Annotated in this window: 17 protein-coding genes; 8 read left to right on the forward strand and 9 right to left on the reverse strand. The window is 39.7% G+C overall.

The window, feature by feature from the left end:
- Positions 1 to 94 precede the first annotated feature (94 nt).
- The 5 genes from AAC026_RS04415 to AAC026_RS04435 form a co-directional block, all read right to left on the reverse strand.
- Positions 95 to 1,297, reverse strand: coding sequence for an MFS transporter (locus AAC026_RS04415; RefSeq protein WP_339695337.1), 1,203 nt, complete (start codon positions 1,295 to 1,297; stop codon positions 95 to 97).
- Between the two features lie 38 nt (positions 1,298 to 1,335).
- Positions 1,336 to 2,413, reverse strand: a protein-coding gene (gene prfB / locus AAC026_RS04420) for a peptide chain release factor 2 (RefSeq protein WP_339695339.1) whose coding sequence is annotated in 2 segments (ribosomal slippage) — positions 1,336 to 2,352 and positions 2,354 to 2,413 — 1,077 coding nt in all. Because the reading frame shifts where the segments join, the coding sequence is not laid out codon by codon here.
- A 168-nt stretch (positions 2,414 to 2,581) separates the two neighbouring features.
- Positions 2,582 to 4,174: a T9SS type A sorting domain-containing protein gene (locus tag AAC026_RS04425; RefSeq protein WP_339695341.1), complete on the reverse strand. Its 1,593-nt coding sequence runs from the start codon at positions 4,172 to 4,174 to the stop codon at positions 2,582 to 2,584.
- Positions 4,175 to 4,564: 390 nt separating this feature from the next.
- Complete coding sequence (locus AAC026_RS04430; RefSeq protein WP_339695342.1) at positions 4,565 to 7,249, reverse strand: valine--tRNA ligase; 2,685 nt, start codon at positions 7,247 to 7,249, stop codon at positions 4,565 to 4,567.
- A gap of 135 nt (positions 7,250 to 7,384) precedes the next feature.
- A complete protein-coding gene (locus AAC026_RS04435) occupies positions 7,385 to 7,843 on the reverse strand; it encodes an Lrp/AsnC family transcriptional regulator (RefSeq protein WP_053223766.1) in 459 nt (152 codons plus the stop codon).
- A gap of 175 nt (positions 7,844 to 8,018) precedes the next feature.
- On the opposite strand from AAC026_RS04435, the gene AAC026_RS04440 reads away from it, so the two are divergent.
- From AAC026_RS04440 to AAC026_RS04470, 7 genes are all read left to right on the forward strand, one after another.
- The gene (locus AAC026_RS04440) at positions 8,019 to 9,245 is read left to right on the forward strand and encodes a Glu/Leu/Phe/Val dehydrogenase dimerization domain-containing protein (protein ID WP_339695344.1); all 1,227 of its coding nucleotides are present in this window, start codon (positions 8,019 to 8,021) and stop codon (positions 9,243 to 9,245) included.
- Between the two features lie 82 nt (positions 9,246 to 9,327).
- Entirely contained in the window at positions 9,328 to 10,488 is a 1,161-nt protein-coding gene (locus AAC026_RS04445; RefSeq protein ID WP_339695346.1) for a homogentisate 1,2-dioxygenase, read from the forward strand.
- Between the two features lie 7 nt (positions 10,489 to 10,495).
- Positions 10,496 to 11,635 carry a 4-hydroxyphenylpyruvate dioxygenase gene (hppD, locus tag AAC026_RS04450; RefSeq protein WP_339695347.1) on the forward strand — a complete coding sequence of 380 codons (1,140 nt, stop codon included), beginning with the start codon at positions 10,496 to 10,498 and terminating at the stop codon, positions 11,633 to 11,635.
- A 13-nt stretch (positions 11,636 to 11,648) separates the two neighbouring features.
- Positions 11,649 to 12,920, forward strand: a complete 1,272-nt coding sequence (gene fahA, locus AAC026_RS04455; protein WP_339695348.1) for a fumarylacetoacetase — start codon at positions 11,649 to 11,651, stop codon at positions 12,918 to 12,920.
- Between the two features lie 63 nt (positions 12,921 to 12,983).
- The gene (locus AAC026_RS04460) at positions 12,984 to 13,382 is read left to right on the forward strand and encodes a DoxX family protein (RefSeq protein ID WP_339695350.1); all 399 of its coding nucleotides are present in this window, start codon (positions 12,984 to 12,986) and stop codon (positions 13,380 to 13,382) included.
- 59 nt (positions 13,383 to 13,441) lie between these two features.
- Entirely contained in the window at positions 13,442 to 14,332 is an 891-nt protein-coding gene (locus AAC026_RS04465; protein WP_339695351.1) for a flavin reductase family protein, read from the forward strand.
- Positions 14,333 to 14,363: 31 nt separating this feature from the next.
- Positions 14,364 to 14,948 carry an outer membrane beta-barrel protein gene (locus AAC026_RS04470; protein ID WP_339606395.1) on the forward strand — a complete coding sequence of 195 codons (585 nt, stop codon included), beginning with the start codon at positions 14,364 to 14,366 and terminating at the stop codon, positions 14,946 to 14,948.
- 66 nt (positions 14,949 to 15,014) lie between these two features.
- Here the strand turns inward: AAC026_RS04470 and bioB are convergent, their stop codons facing one another.
- On the reverse strand, positions 15,015 to 16,118 hold the full coding sequence (gene bioB / locus AAC026_RS04475) for a biotin synthase BioB (RefSeq protein ID WP_339606394.1): 1,104 nt from the start codon (positions 16,116 to 16,118) through the stop codon (positions 15,015 to 15,017).
- Positions 16,119 to 16,193: 75 nt separating this feature from the next.
- Between bioB and folK the strand changes: the two genes are divergently transcribed.
- Entirely contained in the window at positions 16,194 to 16,685 is a 492-nt protein-coding gene (gene folK / locus AAC026_RS04480) for a 2-amino-4-hydroxy-6-hydroxymethyldihydropteridine diphosphokinase (RefSeq protein ID WP_339606393.1), read from the forward strand.
- A 35-nt stretch (positions 16,686 to 16,720) separates the two neighbouring features.
- On the opposite strand, the gene AAC026_RS04485 is transcribed toward folK, so the two are convergent.
- The 3 genes from AAC026_RS04485 to AAC026_RS04495 form a co-directional block, all read right to left on the reverse strand.
- Entirely contained in the window at positions 16,721 to 17,446 is a 726-nt protein-coding gene (locus AAC026_RS04485; protein ID WP_339606392.1) for a hypothetical protein, read from the reverse strand.
- Positions 17,447 to 17,591: 145 nt separating this feature from the next.
- Complete coding sequence (gene fabD / locus AAC026_RS04490; protein ID WP_339606391.1) at positions 17,592 to 18,464, reverse strand: ACP S-malonyltransferase; 873 nt, start codon at positions 18,462 to 18,464, stop codon at positions 17,592 to 17,594.
- Between the two features lie 83 nt (positions 18,465 to 18,547).
- Positions 18,548 to 18,964, reverse strand: a complete 417-nt coding sequence (locus AAC026_RS04495) for a thiol-disulfide oxidoreductase DCC family protein (RefSeq protein ID WP_339606390.1) — start codon at positions 18,962 to 18,964, stop codon at positions 18,548 to 18,550.
- Positions 18,965 to 18,983 lie beyond the last annotated feature (19 nt).

Raw genomic sequence — 18,983 nt, forward strand, 5'->3', positions numbered from 1 at the left:
GGAATAACCCTCCAAAAATTCTGTATATTAAATGGTTATAGGTTACTGAATTGAGTGATCAATTTGGTCTCAACTTTTGGTGGGTTTGACTCAATTAAACCGTACTTTTCACAAACCGCTTCGACCAATTTAAACCAAAAGTAAGAAATAGAAAGCCAATAAAAGATAGCGCAGCACAAAGCAAGAAGGCTTCACGAAGGTTTTCAATATGATTGGAGTAAATCCATCCAGCAATAAGTGCTCCTGAGCCAATGCCAATTTCTAGAGCAATGTACATGGTGGCCAAGCCTTTGCCGCGCAAATGATCTAAACTTAAATCAATCGTCCATGCGTAAATGGTTGGGGTATTCATACCTACTGCAACTCCAAACATTACAGCGCTGATCATCAACATGGTTTGAGTGTGCGTATAGGCGATAAGAATATCAGAAACGACTATGGCCAATGCCGCTATTTTTAATACGATTATTCGCCCATATTTATCAGAAGCTTTTCCTGCCAAAAGCCGAATGGCTAATGATGAAATTACGAACACAGTAAAGAAAATTCCTTTTTGGCCTTGATCATAACCGAGTTGCATTGTTAAGTCTGGCACTAAAGTGAGTACCGCCCCAAAAGAAAATGCGGTTAATAAAAAGAGGAGAGAAGGGTTGAATACTCTTGGCTCAATAACCTCATTCCATTTGATTTTGAGTAATCTCGGGTGGAATTTGACCTTTTCTTGTAAGGTCTCTTTCATGCCTGCTAATATGATTACGGAGAGTATTGCAGCTACAGAAGAGGTATAGAAGGTCATGTCTAAGCCATAAGCCTCCGTAATTTTAGGGCCAATGGAAGGTCCCGCTGCCATGCCTAAGCTTCCGAAAAAACCAGAAAGCCCCATAGCCTCACCACGCCTTGTAGAAGGCACTATGTCAGCAATATAGGCCGAGGTACCTGTGGGTTTAAAGCCCGTTGAAAATCCATGTAAAAACCGGAGGAGTAAAAGCGCCCATACCGTGCTAACCATTGGATAGAGAAAACCCATTACAAAGCAAACACCAGCACCAAAGATCATTACGGGTATTCGGCCAATGGTGTCGGATAACCTTCCGCTAAAGGGTCTTGAAAGCCCTGCCGTTACAGTAAATAGAGAAATGATTAAACCTTTGTATTCGCCACCACCCAATGAACTGATGTAGTCATACAAATCGGGTACGATCATATTAAAGCTACCAAAGAACAGGAAGGAGCTTAAGCAGAGTAAAAAGAACTGTAAAGTGTAAATGCTGGGCGTTCCTGTCTTTCTTTTGGGCATAGTGGTAAACAAAAAATGGAGCCGAAACTCCATTTAATTTATTGTTGCATTAAATAGGCTTTTATGTAATCGTCTAAGTCACCATCTAACACGTTTTGTACATCAGTTCGTTCAAAACCTGTTCGGGCATCTTTGATTAATTTATAGGGGTGCAACACATAGTTCCGAATTTGAGAACCAAAATCAACTCTCTTTTTTTCGCCTTCTACTATATCTCGAGCTGCGTTTCGTTTGTCCATCTCAATTTGATAGAGTCTCGATTTAAGCATCGAAAGCGCTTTTTCTTTGTTACCAAGCTGCGACCTACCTTCTGTATTTTCAATCGTAATTCCAGTAGGTGCGTGTTTTAGGCGTACCCCAGTTTCCACTTTGTTTACGTTTTGTCCACCAGCTCCTCCCGATCGGAAAGTATCCCAACTGATATCAGCAGGGTTAATTTCAATTTCAATAGTATCATCAACTACAGGGTAGGCAAATACAGAGGCAAATGAGGTGTGTCTTCGTCCACCAGAATCGAAAGGAGAAATACGCACCAATCGATGTACTCCAGATTCGGCCTTCAATAGGCCAAAAGCAAATTCACCATCGAATTCAAGGGTACAAGATTTACATCCTGCTACATCGCCTGGTTGGTAATGAATTTGTTTGACTTTATAGCCCTTGCTTTCCCCCCACATGATGTACATGCGCATGAGTATTTCAGCCCAATCGTTACTTTCGGTACCGCCTGCGCCTGGGTTGATTTCAATCATTGCACTCAGCTGATCTTCTTCACCACTGAGCATCTTTTTGAATTCAATTTCCTCTAAGATTTCAATTGCTTTTTGATATTCTTTTTCCACTTCTTCTTCTGACACTTCTCCCATTTCAAGGAATTCGCTTAAGGTGTCAACGTCTTCTAAAGCGGTAATAACGTTTTCAAAGCTTGTGGTCCAAACCTTCTTTAAACGGATCTGTTTTAATACTTTTTCGGCCTCTTTTGGGTCATTCCAAAAGTCTGGTTGGGCTGTAACTAGCTCTTCCTCTTCTACTTCACGTTTCTTGACATCGTAGTCAAAGATACCCCCTCAAAGCCGCTACTCTGGCTTTTAAATCTTTCAGCTGATCTGAAGTCATAGTTTGTAATTTTTTGAAGCGCAAAGGTGGTGAAATGTAGGGGATATTTCAAGGTTGAATTAGGTATGAATGATACTTTGGTAGTATTAAAAAAGAAGAAGCCCAATTGTATCAATTGGGCTTCTATAATTTAACTTATTAAGATGAAGTTTTAACATCTTCATCATTTTACTTAACTAGAAACTGTTGTGTGCTTATCCTTTTTGTTGAATTATTGTATATCTTAATAATGTATTTTCCTTTAGTTAAGCTAGTTAAGTCTAACCTGAATTTATTCGATTGAAATTCACCCTCTAGAACTTTAGTTAACTCTTGATTATAAACTTCATATTGAATTAACTCATTTGATTTAAGATTAAGGTTCTGGTTAGAGTTTTTAGACTCAGAGTTCTTTTTTTCGATGATTAACTCATCAGTCGCGGGGTTTGGATATAAAGAATAGGAAAAGGACCTTGCAAATAAAGCACAATTCACAAATTCAACTTCAGTGCCCCACCAGTCAGTAGTTCCACAATCATTGGTCCTTCTCATTTCAAATAAATAATAGCCAGGTTGTGGCGTGTAATTTAATGTGCCACTATCTCCATTGCTCCAGTTAGAGGTATAAAGAACCTGTGTAGTAGGAATAAATTTGGAAAGTCGAACCTGATGTGTCGTTCCCGTAAGCTTTGGAAAAAACTCATAATCATTCCCAGCATGGCTCGTGCAAAAATAGTCTGTTTCACCTATGCCATTTGAAAAAAGAACACTCTCAATTTCTGCTTTACCAAAATGTCTGGTTGTAGATAACACGGCTTGTTGACCACAAGAGTCTTGAATAGTGGCATTTACAGTAACAAATCCATATGCATTACTAAAGGTTGGAGAGACAGTGGCTTGGTTACCATTTGGAGCAATCGTAAACCAACTGTTATTGACAATACTCCATGATACAACACTAGTATTAAGGGGTAGGTTATCAACAGAAAAAACAGAAGAGCCACAGAGTACACCAAGAGGAGAGGAAATGGAATAACCATAGGTGGAAATGCTTTTCATGGTAACATTTGAGGTAAGTTGTGGTTGATTTACCCCTTTAAAAATGGGAGTGACTTTGACGTTACTTGGAGGGTAACTTAGTGGTACTAGTTGAATAGAGGGCTGAGTTGTTGTTAGTGATGATTTTGGCACTCCATTGTGGCTCCACCCACTACCCAGATCCCATTGATATGAAATTGCACCTGAGCTACCACCAGTTTTTCCCACTGTAAATGTTTTAATATCAGTTGAGCCACATTCAATAGTAGCATTATTTATATTAAAAGTTGGGGGTACGGTTTTTATTACATCATACTTGCAAGATTCATAGCTTTGAAATTTGGCGTACAACTTTCCTCCCATAGCATTGTAGGCTGTACTGTGCAAAAGAACGGTAATATTTACCTCTTCTGAGGTGTTTCCACTGTTAATAGTATAAGAAGCGGTGAGAGGATAGGGGGTTTCGTATTGGTCTTTAAAGGTGTATATGTCAATGTAACCTTGCCCAATTACACCTCCCCCTAGTTTTGTGAGCTTTACCTTCGCACTGTATTCAACTATATAACCCAAATCTAAGTCGATGGTTGAACAATTGTTTGCAGTTACTCCTGTGTCCATGTTTTTCATGGTTAATGAAATTGATACGCCAGACTGAGAAAAAATGCTTTTGCTTGAGATAAAAAGCATTAAAATCACCATGAAATACATTTTTGAATATTTAAATCCTTTTAACTTATAATTCATAATATTGCTGTTAAGAGTTTATAATTCATAAAAATATATATAATATTCAAAAATAATAAATGCATGAGCTGTTTTTTGAATTGGAATTTTAGTTTTATTTATAATTAGTCAATGTGGAAGCCTTTTCTTTGAATCAGTTTTTATGATGCTTTCTGATAACTATAGCTTTTTACAGAGAACTTTTTGGAGGCTATTCCCTTTGAAAGAATGTCCTCTGTTGGGGCTAAAGTTGCTTTCTGTAAACAGAAGTGTATTGTTGGCTTTCAATTTAGGTTGACATCAATCATCAATGGGTGTGATGATGAAAAGTGTATAAGGGTTTTTTTTAAGGTGTAAAAAAAAACAGCCCTTTAGAGGCTGTTTCCATGTTTAATTGTAAACTGATAACCCTTAACTCAGTCCGGCTAGTTTCTCTTCCAGTACTTTGATTTTTGCTTCCGCGTCTGCTTGTTTGGCTTTCTCCATTGCAACCACTTGTTCTGGTGCGCCAGCTACAAAACGTTCGTTGCTCAGCTTCTTCATTACAGAATTTAAAAAGCCTTTCGTGTATTCAAGTTCCTTCAGTATTTCGACTTTTTCCGCTTCAACATCAATCGCTCCTTCCTCCATAGGAATAAAGAATTCATCGGATTTGATGACGAAGCCCAAAGTGCCAGCTACCTTTTCGTTTGTAAATGTAAGCTGATCGATGTTGGCCAACTTCTTGATGATATTTACAAAAGGCTCATAGGCTTCAGGGTGCTCTGATTTAATTGCTAAATCCAACGCCTTTTTTGGAGAAATTCCTTTTGATGAACGTAGATTTCTAAGGTTAGAAACCAATTCAAATACGATTTCAGATTGTTTGTTTAGTGCTTCGTCTGCTCCGCCAATGATTGGCCAAGTAGAAACAATGATGTCCTGTCCTTCGGCTCTTTCTCTTAACTCACTCCAAATTTCTTCAGTAATAAAAGGCATAAACGGATGAAGTATCTTCATGATTTTCTCGAAGAAATTCAGCGTTACCTCATAAGTAGGTCTGTCGATAGGTTCGCCAAACGGAGGCTTGATCATTTCTAAGTACCAAGAACAGAAGTCATTCCAAATGAGCTTATAAGTGGTCATGAGGGCATCAGAAATTCTAAATTTGCTGAAATGATCCTCGATTTCAGCAAGTGCTGCATTGAATCTAGAATCGAACCAACGCACTGCGGTTTGGTTTTCTTCACCGTTAGATTTGCCACCAACTTCCCAACCTTTTACTAGACGGAAGGCATTCCAAATCTTGTTGGCAAAGTTTCTTCCTTGCTCTACGAGTTTTTCATCGTAAAGCAAATCGTTACCTGCTGGTGAAGAGAAAAGCATTCCAGTACGGACAGCATCAGCCCCTAGTTCTTTAATCAAATCCAGCGGATCAGGTGAGTTGCCCAATGATTTGGACATTTTTCTACGTTGCTTATCGCGAACGATACCAGTAAGGTATACGTGCTTGAATGGTTTTTCATCAGTGTATTCATAACCTGCAATTATCATTCTGGCCACCCAGAAAAACAGAATTTCAGGAGCAGTCACCAAAGTAGAAGTAGGGTAGAAGTAGTCTAACTCAGCATTCTTGCCTTTGATTATTTTACCTGTCTCTCTATCAAAACAAGAATCATCAAAACCGTTGAAAACCGCCATAGGGAATAACCATGAAGATGCCCAAGTATCGAGCACATCTTCATCTTGCTTTAGGTCATTGGCAGTCAGTTGAGCATTGCTCGATTTCTCTTTCGCCAATGCTAAAGCTTCTTCTTCTGTTTCAGCTACTACAAAATCGTTTTCTCCTTCTCCATAGAAATAGGCTGGAATTTGTTGTCCCCACCAAAGCTGACGCGAAATACACCAGTCGCGTACATTTTCCATCCAGTGGTTGTAGGTGTTTTTGAATTTTGAAGGAAGAAGTTCTACCTCGTCATTCATTACCACTTGATGTGCGGTGCGCGAAATTTCTTTCATTTTGATGAACCACTGTAAAGAAAGCTTTGGCTCTATCACTGTGTTTGTTCTTTCTGAACGACCGATTCGGGTAGTGAACTCTTCGAAACCGATGTAGTAACCAGCTTCTTCCAAGTCTTTAACCATTACTTTGCGGGCTTTAAAGCGCTCCATGCCCACATATTTTGGTACACCACAGTTTTCGTTCAAATTACCATCAAAGCCGATGGTGTCAATCACTTCTAAATTGTGACGCAAACCAATTTCATAGTCATTCGGGTCGTGAGCAGGCGTTACTTTCAAGCAGCCTGTTCCGAATTCGATTTCAACATAATCATCCGCAATGATTGGGATTTCGCGATTAACGAAAGGCACAAGTGCCGTTTTACCAATCAAATGTTGGAAACGCTCATCTTTTGGGTTTACGGCAATGGCCGCATCGCCCAAAATAGTTTCAGGACGCTGCGTAGCAATAATTACCTTTTCGTCAGAATCTTTAATGCTGTATTGAAACTTGTAAAGTTTCGAAATTTCATCTTGATCGGCATATATCACCTCTTCATTCGAAACTGTAGTTTGGGCTTCCACATCCCAGTTGACCATGCGTAGATCACGGTAGATGTAACCTTTATTATATAGGTCAACAAAAACACGAAGCACCGCCTTGTGGTAACCTTCATCCATGGTGAACGCTGTACGCTCCCAGTCGCATGAAGCACCAAGTTTCTTTAGTTGCTCAAGAATGATTCCCCCGTATTTTTCTTTCCATTCCCAAGCATGGGTAAGGAATTCTTCTCGGCTGAGGTCTGATTTTTTGATGCCTTTTTCGCGAAGCATCTTCACTACTTTGGCTTCGGTAGCAATCGAAGCGTGGTCGGTACCAGGTACCCAGCAAGCCTCTTTACCTTCCATTCGGGCTTTTCTGATCAGCACATCTTGGATTGTGTTATTCAACATGTGACCCATGTGGAGTACGCCCGTTACGTTTGGCGGAGGAATGACAATAGAGTAAGGCTCTTTTTGTGGGTTTACCTTGCCATGGAAATATCCTTTTTCCATCCAGTGGGCATACCATTTATCTTCTATCTCGTTCGGGTTATACTTCGTTGAAAGCGACATGTAATTGTTTGAATAAAATTAGGCTGCAAAAATAGGTGGAATAGTCGGAACACGGAAGTTAGAAGCCAGAAGAATGAAGTTTAGCACATAAAGTGCTTGTTAATTCCTCAATGGTCACTGTTGTCTTACCTCTTCTTAAAAACTAAATGCCGTAGTATGAATGTTCTTCGAGAGCACAAATGAACTTTGTACCTGTCCCAAATTTGCTGTGGTAGAGAGTTTGGTAAGTATAAAGGTTTCGTATGATTCCATGCTTTTAACCACCACTTTTAAAAGAAAATCGAAGTTGCCAGCAATGTGGTAGCATTCCATTACTTCAGGATAAGCCTTTATTTCATTCACGAATTTTTCTAAGTACATACGGCTGTGTTTCGTAAGCGAAATAGAGATAAATGCCGTGAGCATTAAGTCTAGTTTTTTACCATCGAGCAATGCCGCATATTTTCTAATAACTCCTTCTCTTTCCAAACGTTTAATCCGCTCGAAGACTGGTGTAGTAGAAAGGTTGAGCTGATCGGCAAGGGCTTTTGTGGTGATGCGTGCATCTTCTTGCAGAATCTCTAAAATGCGAATGTCGGTGGCGTCTAATTTCATAGAAGTGGAATTTTCTAAAGATACGTGTTTTTGGGCTGTTTTAAAGTGGAATGTACTGTTGTCTGGTGTTAATTAATTCGAATCGTCTGAATATAAAAATCATTTTGGGTGAAAGGTATTTTGACCAAAATGTAAAAAGTATATTTGTTAGTATTTGACCTTAGTAAAAAGAGATATGGAAGCGCTATTAGCGAAATTTGAAAATAAGAGACCTGAAATCGTTTTTGAGTGGAAAGATTCTGAAACCGAGGCCGAAGGTTGGGTAGTAATAAACTCATTGCGTGGAGGAGCTGCTGGTGGCGGTACTCGAATGCGTGTTGGTTTGAATAAAAGAGAAGTGGAATCGCTTGCCAAAACCATGGAAGTGAAATTCACCATTTCTGGTCCAGCCATTGGTGGTGCCAAATCTGGTATCAACTTCGACCCACAAGATCCAAGAAAAGAAGGCGTATTGAAAAGATGGTTTGCGGCTGTAAGCCCGCTGTTGAAATTCTATTATGGAACAGGTGGTGATTTAAATGTGGACGAAATTCACGAAGTAATTGCCATGACCGAAGAAGCTGGAATCTGGCATCCACAAGAAGGTGTTTTCAACGGTCACTTTAAACCTACCGAAGCCGAGAAAATTAATCGTATCGGGCAGCTTAGAAATGGTGTAGTCAAAGTAATTGAGAATATAGAGTACACGCCTGATTTGAACAGAAAATACAAAGTAGCCGATATGATTACTGGCTATGGCGTAGCAGAAGCCATTGGCAGCTATTATCAAATCTGGGGTGGTAACTACAAAGAGAAAAGAGCTGTTATTCAAGGCTGGGGAAATGTAGGCGCTGCTGCGGGTTACTATTTGGCTCAAATGGGAATGAAAGTGGTGGGTATTATCGACCGTGAAGGTGGGGTAATGAAACAAGAAGGATTCTCTTTAGAAGAAATCAAAAACTACTTTTTAAACAGAAAGGGCAACCAACTTGTTGCTAAAGATATGATCCCTTTCGATCAAATCAATGAAGAAATTTGGGGCTTAGACTTCGAAGTATTTGTTCCTGCTGCGGCTTCAAGATTGATCACAAGGCCACAGGTAGATCGTATGATCGAATCGAAGTTGGAAGTGATTTCTTGTGGTGCGAATGTACCGTTCAATGATCCTGAAATTTTCTTTGGGCCTACTGGTTTATTTGCAGACGAGAACCTTTCAGTGCTACCAGATTTTATTGCCAACTGTGGAATGGCGCGTGTTTTTGCGTATCTTATGCAGGGTGGAATTGCCTTGACAGATGAGGCGATTTTTGAGGATACAGCCAATATTATTCGAAATGCATTGCAGAAAGTATATGACCTTTCTCCAGAAAAAACAGGCATCTCGAAAAGAGCATTGGAAAATTCTCTGAAGCAATTAATATAGTAAGTCACCCTGAACTTGTTTCAGGGGCTGTTTATAGTAAGCTCTTAGGTTTACGGGAGCGGAATAATTAAAACAAAGCAATATGCCGTTTTATCATCAATTGGGAAAAATCCCACATAAACGCCACACTACTTTTAAAAAGGAAGACGGTGGCTACTATTACGAGCAGCTTTTCGGAACTGTAGGCTTTGACGGAATGTCGTCATTGCTCTACCATGTTCATAGGCCTACACAGGTCAAAGAGGTACTTCGTTCATACGATGTTTCTCCCAAAATTGCGGTGGAGAAGAATATGCTTTCGCTTGGGTTGAAGGGCTTTTCGGTGCCACCAAAAGCAGATTACCTTGAAAGTCGAACACCAGTCTTGGTGAATAGCGATTGTGAGATTATTCTGGCTTCGCCAACAAAATCTCAAACTGACTATTTCTATAAAAACTCGGATTGTGATGAATTGATTTTCATCCATCAAGGGACAGGCAGGCTTCGCACTTTGCTTGGTACTTTAGAATTTGGCTATGGTGATTACCTGATGGTACCGCGCGGAATGATCTATCAAATTGAATTTGACGATGAGAAAAACCGCTTGTTCATTGTAGAATCACACAGGCCGATTTATACACCAAAACGTTACCGCAACTGGTTTGGTCAGCTTTTAGAACATTCGCCTTATTGCGAACGGGACATTAGAAGACCACAGAATTTAGAGACACACGATGAGAAGGGCGACTTTATTATTAAGGTGAAGAAGCAGGGCATGATCCACGAATATGTGTACGCTACACATCCTTTTGATGTAGTGGGCTGGGATGGTTACAATTTCCCCTATGCCTTTTCAATTCACGATTTCGAGCCAATAACAGGGCGTGTGCATCAGCCGCCTCCCGTACACCAAACTTTCGAAACGGATGCTTTTGTGGTGTGCTCGTTTGTGCCAAGGCTCTACGATTACCATCCAGATTCGGTGCCTGCGCCTTATAATCACAGTAATATCGATTCGGACGAAGTGCTTTATTATGTTGATGGCGACTTTATGAGTCGTAACAACATAGAGAAAGGGCAAATCACATTGCATCCAGCGGGAATCCCTCACGGTCCGCACCCGGGAGCGATGGAAAGAAGCTTGGGTAAAACAGAAACCCAAGAATTGGCGGTCATGGTCGATACTTTTAAACCATTAAAGGTAACCGAAGCCGCAATGAAATTATTAGTAAAAGATTATCATAAATCTTGGTTAGAAGAATAACGAAATCATGGCAACAGAGAACGCAAATTATCCTGGAGAAAAAATATTTAAGGAAGCAAAAGACTTCCTTCCGATCAACGGAACCGACTATGTAGAGCTTTACGTAGGCAACGCTAAACAGTCAGCGCACTATTATAAAACCGCATTTGGTTTCGAATCAGTAGCTTATTCTGGTCTGGAAACAGGCAATAAGGAAAGTGTTTCTTATGTCCTTCAGCAAGACAAAATTAGATTGGTACTTACTTCGCCTTTAAAGAAAGACGGCCCAATTAACGAACACATCAACAAGCATGGCGATGGCGTAAAAGTAATTGCCCTTTGGGTGGAAGATGCTACGAAGGCTTGGGAAGAAACGACTTCTCGCGGAGCGGAATCTTTTATGAAGCCTGAAAAAACCGAAGATGAGCATGGTTATGTGGTTCGTTCTGGAATTCATACTTACGGTGAAACCATCCATATTTTTGTGGAAAGAAGTAACTACAATGGTGTGTTTATGCCTGGCTTCAAAGCGTGGAAAACGGACTTTAACCCAGCACCAACTGGCCTTAAATACATCGACCACATGGTGGGTAATGTAGGTTGGGGCGAAATGAACAAATGGTGTGAGTTCTACGCCAAAGTAATGGGCTTTGCACAATTGGTTTCTTTCGATGATAAAGATATTTCTACCGAATACACGGCCTTAATGAGTAAGGTGATGAGCAATGGTACGGGTAGAATCAAATTTCCAATTAACGAGCCAGCCGAAGGAAGGAAAAAATCTCAGATCGAGGAATACATCGACTTTTATAATGGGGCAGGAGTACAGCACATCGCTGTGGCCACCAACAACATTATCGAAACAGTTCGCGATTTGAGAAGCCGTGGCGTTGAGTTCCTCTATGTGCCTGAAGTATATTACGATAATATTTTAGAGCGTGTGGGAGAAATTGACGAGGATTTAGAGCCATTGAAGGAAATGAATATCCTGATTGACAGAGATGATGAAGGTTATCTGCTTCAGATTTTCACAAAACCAGTGTTGGACAGACCAACTATGTTCTTCGAGATTATTCAGAGAAAAGGAGCACAATCTTTCGGTAAAGGTAATTTTAAAGCCTTATTCGAATCTATTGAGCACGAGCAAGCATTAAGAGGAACGCTATAATTTTTGAGAAAATATGATTAAAGCTAATAATCCGTCACTTCAATCTTGGGTAGAAGTGGCCAAAGATTCAGACTTCCCAATACAAAATTTACCTTTCGGTATTTTCAAAACGGAGTACTTACAGCCAGGCGCTGGAGTGGCCATTGGCAATTACGTTTTGGATTTAACTTATTTACACGAAAACGGCTATTTCGATGGTCTTGGTCTTCCTGCTGGCGTTTTCAATCAAACTTTTTTAAATGCTTTTATTGCCTTAGGAAAAAAGAAAACGAGTGAGGTGCGTAACCGAATTTCTGAGCTTTTAGAGCAAAGCAATGAAGAACTTCGAGATAATGTAGCCGCCCGGGAATTGGCACTAATTCCAAAGGAAGAAGTAGAAATGCTGATGCCGGTTCGGGTACCCAATTACACCGATTTTTATTCTTCTGAAGACCATGCCCGCAATGTGGGTACTATGTTCAGAGGAGCAGATAATGCCTTAATGCCTAACTGGAAACATTTACCAGTGGCTTATCATGGAAGAGCATCGAGCATTGTGGTTTCAGGTACCGAATTCCATAGACCTAAAGGGCAAACTAAAGCCGATGATGCTGAAATGCCATCTTTCGGCCCTTGTCGTTTGCTCGATTTCGAATTGGAAATGGCTTTCATTACTTGTAAAGAAAATGCACTTGGCGATCCAGTTTCAACCAAAGCTGCGCCAGACCATATTTTCGGTTTCGTATTGTTGAATGATTGGTCGGCAAGGGATATTCAGAAATGGGAGTACGTGCCATTAGGGCCTTTCTTGGCTAAGAATTTCGTATCGCACGTTTCACCATGGATCGTTACGATGGATGCGCTAGAGCCATTTAGAGTAGCTGGTCCAAAACAGGATCCTGAAGTTTTGCCATATCTTAAAACCGAAGGTGATTTACATTACGATGTGAAATTGCAAGTAGCCTTAAAGCCAGAAGGTGCAGAAGAAACTGTAGTGAGTAATTCCAATTATAAATACATGTATTGGAATGTTAGTCAGCAAGTAGCGCACCATACGGGCAATGGCTGTAACCTTCAAGTAGGAGATATGTACGGTTCGGGTACTATTTCTGGTCCAAAACCAGAAGAGTTTGGATCAATGTTGGAAATTACTTGGCGAGGTGAAAAACCAGTTACTCTGAAGGATGGAACACAGCGCAAATTCATCAATGATGGCGACACCGTAATCATGCGCGGTCATGCTGAAAAGGATGGAGTTCGTGTTGGTTTTGGCGAAGTGAGTGCTTTGGTGCTGCCAGCTAAATAGAACTAATAGCCGCCATAAGCGTAAGGAAGTCGAATTCGGTTAATTTTAACGAAATTAGACAACATGAAAAACAAGAAATCAAAGAAGATTGTATCGTGGATCCTTAGGCTTTTGGCTGCTTTAATTATGCTCCAGACGCTATTTTTTAAATTTACTGGAGCTGAAGAATCCATTTATATCTTTACGCAAGTAGGTATGGAGCCTTGGGGTAGGTACATGACGGGGATTGTGGAATTGATCGCTAGTGTCCTTTTACTGACAAATCGCTATGAATGGGGGGCACTGTTAGGATTGGGAACAATCTCAGGTGCAATCTTTTTCCATTTAACCAAACTGGGTATAGAAGTGCAAGGTGATGGAGGTTACTTATTTGCGCTAGCTATTGTGGTTTTTGTGAGTTGTATGACTACACTCCTAATCAATTTTCCAGAAATCAAGACCAAGTATTTACCAAACAAATAGAGGCAGCGCCTGTTAGTAGGGGGCTACTGAATGTTTAAAACTTTTAGAATTCAAGAATAATGAGAATCGACCCTAAAGAAATTCCAACGGGGAAATTGCATGGTTTGATGTTGGGTACCATTGGTCCGCGACCTATTGCTTTTGCGAGTACGGTGGATCAAGCTGGAAATGTGAATTTAAGCCCCTTTAGTTTTTTTAATGTGTTTAGCGCCAATCCTCCAATTTTAGTCTTTTCTCCAGCAAGGAGGGTACGTGACAATACTACAAAGCATACGCTTGAAAACGCTCTTGAAACAAAGGAAGTAGTGATCAATATTGTGAGTTACGATATTGTAGAGCAAATGTCGTTGGCGAGCACAGAGTATGCCCAAGGAGTGAATGAGTTTATAAAATCGGGCTTGACTGAGGTGACTTCCGAAATAGTAAAACCACCAAGGGTAGGTGAGTCGATTGCTGCCTATGAATGCAAGGTAAATGAAGTGATCTCTCTGGGAGATGAAGGTGGAGCAGGAAATCTCATTATATGTGAGGTGGTTTTGATGCATTTGAAAGAAGAAATTCTTAATGAACAAGGAATGCCTGACCCCATTAAAGCTGATTTGGTAGGTAGAATGGGCGGAGATTGGTATTGCCGCGCTAATGGAGATGCTCTTTTCGAATTGCCAAAACCAAATAAAAATTTAGGGATTGGATATGATCAAATCCCTCAAATAATTCGGAATAGTGTGGTACTTTCGGGTAATAATTTGGGACGTTTAGGGAATATTGAAAAACTTCCTGACGCTGAGGCCGTTTCGGTTTTTGGAACTCGTCCTGAAATAGAAGAAATAAAATTACGTTTCAAGAATGATCCAGAGTCCTTGGAGTACCATATGCACACCATGGCCCAAGAATTTTTAAGGAATGATGAATTAGAAAACGCATGGCTAACCCTATTGCAGAGTATTTGAATCTATAAACTAAAACCTAAATAACTGAAAAATGAAAAAGTTCTTAATAATGGGATTAATGCTGTTTACGGTATACAGCGTGTCCGCGCAAGTTAATTTTGGCCCTAGAGTGGCGGTTACCTCAACGAAAATATCTCTTAAAGATAATGCTACTGCTGTTAAAGAAGGAGACGGTGACTTTGGTTATCAGTTTGGAGCTTTTTTAAGAGTAAAGGTGCCAGTAGTTGGTATTTATGTACAACCAGAATTACTTTTTAGTAATTCAAGCGCAACATTGAATGATGGTACGGATGATGTTGATTTTTCATTTAATAGAATTGATGTACCTGTTATGGTTGGGGGCAAAATTGGGCCTTTAAGAATTAATGCTGGCCCTTCTTTTCGATTCTTGACCAGTGCAGAATCTGACTTAAATGGTGTAACTACTGATGTAAAAAACAATTACAAAGATTCTACTGTAGGTTATCAAGCAGGCTTGGGTATTGATTTATTGAAATTTGTTTTTGACTTAAAGTATGAAGGTAGTCTAGATAGTTTTGCTGAAGAAAACCAAGGCTTCAATGTTGATCAACGCATGAATCAGTGGGTATTGGCTGTTGGATTCAAATTATTCTAAGAGCAGATAAGATAATATAAGATGTAACCTCATTTGGCGAGGCTGTAGAAGTAAAAAGGAAGGAGGCTATGAAGCTTCCTTCCTTTTTTTGTTGGCCTTTTTAGTGGCTTCAACATTCTTTTCAATTCTGTGTCCTGGGCGCGACCATTTTACTTTTTCGGCTTCTGAAGGAGTCATTTCATCAGGGTTCACAGGGGTTGGTTTAGCGCCTTTGGCATAAGGTTTCATTGGAGTTAAACCTAGAATATTGAACAGTTCCATGTCCTCATTTACATCGGGGTTAGGAGTAGTTAACAATTTGTCCCCAGCGAATATAGAACCAGCTCCTGCCAAGAAACAGAAAGCCTGACCTTCTTTACTCATTTCAGTTCTTCCAGCAGAAAGACGAACTGTGGTAGATGGTAGTACAATTCGGGTGGTAGCTACCATTCTAATCATATCCCAAATAGGAATTACTTGCTGCTCTTCTAGTGGAGTGCCCTCAACTGCTACTAATGCGTTGATGGGTACAGATTCTGGCTGAGGACTTAATGAAGCTAGCGCAATCAGCATTCCTGCCCTATCCTCAATAGATTCGCCCATTCCGATAATTCCACCAGAACAAACGGTAACGTTGGTTTTTCTTACGTTCTTCAAGGTTTGAAGACGATCGTCATAACCTCTAGACGATATAATTTCTTTATAATATTCTTCAGAAGAATCTAGATTATGATTGTAGGCGTATAGTCCTGCTTCTGCCAAACGTTGTGCTTGGTTTTCGGTAAGCATTCCCAAGGTACAGCACACCTCCATGTCCAATGTGTTAATGGTGCGCACCATATCAAGTACTTGCTCAAACTCTGGTCCGTCTTCCACATTTCTCCATGCCGCACCCATACAAACTCTTGATGAGCCTGTTGATTTAGCTCTCAAAGCTTGCGCTTTTACTTGACTAACGGTCATCAAATCATTAGTTTCGATATCGGTATGATAACGAGCGGCTTGAGGGCAATAAGCGCAATCCTCTGGGCAACCACCTGTTTTAATAGATAATAACGTACTGATTTGTACTTCTCTTGAATTATGGAATTTTCTATGAACTGTTGCGGCCTCATATACCAATTCAAGCAAAGGCTTGTTGTATATTTCAATAATCTCCTCTTTCGTCCAGTCGTTTCTAATCTCCCTCATTAGCTAATTTTATCAGTTGGCAAATTAAAGAGGTTCACTATCAACTCCAATAAGCAAATAGTATATTTGCGAGCTATGAGTGATATCTACTTGTTGTTGGGGACTAATTTGGGCGATAGAGAAAAGAATTTGCAAATAGCCAAGGAGCAACTTACTGCTCATCAACTGACTATTAAGAAAGAATCTTCGATTTACGAAACTGCTGCTTGGGGGGTTGAAAACCAACCTAGTTTTTTAAATCAAGTGGTGACTGTAGATAGCGATAAAAACCCGGAACGCGTATTGATTATCATCAATATCATTGAAGGTTTAATGGGGCGAATTCGAAACCTGAAATGGGCGCAACGCTTAATAGATATTGATATACTCTATTACGGAAATTCAGTGATTGATAAACCAAAACTGAAAGTTCCACATCCTGAGATTCAGAACAGGAGGTTTACATTGGCCCCATTGGTAGAATTAGCTCCAAATTTCAAGCATCCTATTAGTGGTAAAACGCAATTGGAAATGCTGGAGGAATGTCAGGATAAATTAAAAGCAGATATTTTTCAGGCTGAATTTTAAAACGCTTTTCAGTAGTTATAATAACTAAGGAGAGTTTAAAAGAACTTCTTAAACACTTTAATCATGTCAGCTTCATCTCCCCATTTAAGTTTATTTTCTTTTACAAAATCTTGAATTTCATCATACTGGCTTTCTGAAGACATTGCTTTAAAGCCTCTTTTATTCAAGAAAACATCTTCAAACAGGCTTGCCCTATTACTAAAAAAATAATCTATATCTACTTTGTATTTGTCTTCTGATTTGGTAGTGTAGCTTATCTCACTATTTCCTGATGCTAAGCGCTTTGTTTCTTGTTTTAGAACAGTATAGTTGTCATTCTCGAATAGTATTTCAAAAAAAGGAAGTTCGTTTCTTAACTCTTTAAAATCGCTTTTATATTTTCTGACAAACAATCTATTTTCCAGCCCATAGATTATAAAGCCTGATATTTCGTCATTTTCAACTTTAAATGGATTGTATTCTGCACTGAGCTTGAAAACCAAAGTAAGTAAATGAGCATCGATGTTTACTAATATAGAGTCGGCTTTTTGGTCTGTTTTAAAAAGAATAGCACCTGGCATCCAGTTTTCATATACCAATGGGTTTTTCTCAAAGCCTGTATTATACTCTGCTACCCTTGTTAACTTTATGTCTTTAAATGCAGCGTTTTGTTGAGAAATTAAATTGTTTTCGCGCTGTAAAGCCTGAATGTCTGATATTGATTGGGCAAGAGAGCTAAATGATAGACATAAAACTGCGAGGGTTAAAGTATGTTTTAACATAGCTGCGACTTTTGGATAATATATTACCTTAAGCTAAGCAAAAGCTTTGACTCAAGAAAAGGCTTGGTTTAGAGTTAGTTATAAACGAAAGAAGTCCTTCAATAGTTATTGAAGGACTTCCGTCTTGTTGTTGAGAGCTTTTACGTTAGATGCTTGACACCTCAGCTTCTCTATGGATTTTTTTGACCAATCCTTGAAGTACTTTTCCTGGCCCAGATTCTATAAAGTTAGTGGCTCCATCAGCGACCATTGCTTGAACAGATTGTGTCCAACGAACAGGAGCTGTTAGCTGAATCTTTAAATTTTCTTTGATTTCGTTAATGTCAGTAGAAGCCTTTGCTGTTACATTTTGATATACAGGGCATTTTGCCTCATTGAACTGTGTAGTGTCAATCGCTTTCTCTAACTCTTCACGTGCTGGTTCCATTAATGGAGAGTGGAATGCTCCACCTACAGGGAGAGGAAGCGCTCTTTTTGCTCCTGCTTCTAATGCTGCGGCACAAGCCAACTCAATTCCTTTCTGCGAGCCTGAGATTACTAGTTGGCCAGGGCAATTATAATTGGCAGCTACTACCACCTCATCAATTGATGCACATATTTCTTCTACTTTCTCATCTTCCAAACCAAGAATAGCAGCCATAGTAGAAGGGTTTATCTCACAAGCTTTCTGCATAGCCAAGGCTCTTTGAGAAACGAGTTTTAAACCATCTTCAAAAGATAAAACTCCATTTGCAACCAAAGCAGAAAACTCTCCTAAAGAGTGACCAGCTACCATATCAGGGTTGAAGTTTTCAGAAGTTAGTGCTAATACAACAGAATGTAAAAAGATGGCTGGCTGTGTTACTTTAGTTTCTTTAAGCTCTTCGGCAGTGCCATCAAACATAATATCGGTAATCCTAAAGCCAAGTATATCATTGGCGGATTCTAAAAGTGCTTTTGCTTTTTCTGAAGAAGAGTATAGGTCTTTGGCCATTCCCGGAAATTGAGCTCCTTGACCAGGGAAAACATATGCGTTCATTGATAGTCTGATTTTTTTTAAGAAGGTAAAGCTAATTCTACTTTGCTTGTCAAACAAAAAATGGATGAATTAAGCCTACGTTGTTAAATAAACCTTTGTTTTAACTCAGGGGTAGGCATTCTACAAGAATCTTGCTTTCCAAACCATTTATAGCGGTTTTTCCCAATGATGTCATAGATTCCGTGACGGATAAAAGGAGGGATGATGATAAAAACGTAAAGTAATGGCCAAAGCCCACTTAGTTTTTTTGCGATTCGCAACGCAGCTGAGCTTTTTCTATAAACTTTGCCATTGCTCAATAATACTAAACTGTCGAATTCTTCTTGATTAAAACCCAACTCTTTAAGTTTTGATTGACCAAATTCAGATTGGAGAGCTGCAAATTTAAAGTGCTTTTTAGGGTCTCTGTCAATAATGAAATTGACAGAGTTATTGCAAAGGTTACAAACACCATCGAAGAGCAGGATGTCGTGTTCTTGATTTACAGATGTTTTTTGCATACTAACCAGACACTTTATG

The sequence above is a fragment of the uncultured Roseivirga sp. genome, from assembly GCF_963973945.1.
Lineage (GTDB): Bacteria > Bacteroidota > Bacteroidia > Cytophagales > Cyclobacteriaceae > Roseivirga.

Coding starts and splice junctions, on each gene's coding strand:
- AAC026_RS04415 (WP_339695337.1), bottom strand. CDS start 1,297: ATGCCCAAAAGAAAGACAGGAACGCCCAGCATTTACACTTTACAGTTC.
- AAC026_RS04425 (WP_339695341.1), bottom strand. CDS start 4,174: ATGAATTATAAGTTAAAAGGATTTAAATATTCAAAAATGTATTTCATG.
- AAC026_RS04430 (WP_339695342.1), bottom strand. CDS start 7,249: ATGTCGCTTTCAACGAAGTATAACCCGAACGAGATAGAAGATAAATGG.
- AAC026_RS04435 (WP_053223766.1), bottom strand. CDS start 7,843: ATGAAATTAGACGCCACCGACATTCGCATTTTAGAGATTCTGCAAGAA.
- AAC026_RS04440 (WP_339695344.1), top strand. CDS start 8,019: ATGGAAGCGCTATTAGCGAAATTTGAAAATAAGAGACCTGAAATCGTT.
- AAC026_RS04445 (WP_339695346.1), top strand. CDS start 9,328: ATGCCGTTTTATCATCAATTGGGAAAAATCCCACATAAACGCCACACT.
- hppD (WP_339695347.1), top strand. CDS start 10,496: ATGGCAACAGAGAACGCAAATTATCCTGGAGAAAAAATATTTAAGGAA.
- fahA (WP_339695348.1), top strand. CDS start 11,649: ATGATTAAAGCTAATAATCCGTCACTTCAATCTTGGGTAGAAGTGGCC.
- AAC026_RS04460 (WP_339695350.1), top strand. CDS start 12,984: ATGAAAAACAAGAAATCAAAGAAGATTGTATCGTGGATCCTTAGGCTT.
- AAC026_RS04465 (WP_339695351.1), top strand. CDS start 13,442: ATGAGAATCGACCCTAAAGAAATTCCAACGGGGAAATTGCATGGTTTG.
- AAC026_RS04470 (WP_339606395.1), top strand. CDS start 14,364: ATGAAAAAGTTCTTAATAATGGGATTAATGCTGTTTACGGTATACAGC.
- bioB (WP_339606394.1), bottom strand. CDS start 16,118: ATGAGGGAGATTAGAAACGACTGGACGAAAGAGGAGATTATTGAAATA.
- folK (WP_339606393.1), top strand. CDS start 16,194: ATGAGTGATATCTACTTGTTGTTGGGGACTAATTTGGGCGATAGAGAA.
- AAC026_RS04485 (WP_339606392.1), bottom strand. CDS start 17,446: ATGTTAAAACATACTTTAACCCTCGCAGTTTTATGTCTATCATTTAGC.
- fabD (WP_339606391.1), bottom strand. CDS start 18,464: ATGAACGCATATGTTTTCCCTGGTCAAGGAGCTCAATTTCCGGGAATG.
- AAC026_RS04495 (WP_339606390.1), bottom strand. CDS start 18,964: ATGCAAAAAACATCTGTAAATCAAGAACACGACATCCTGCTCTTCGAT.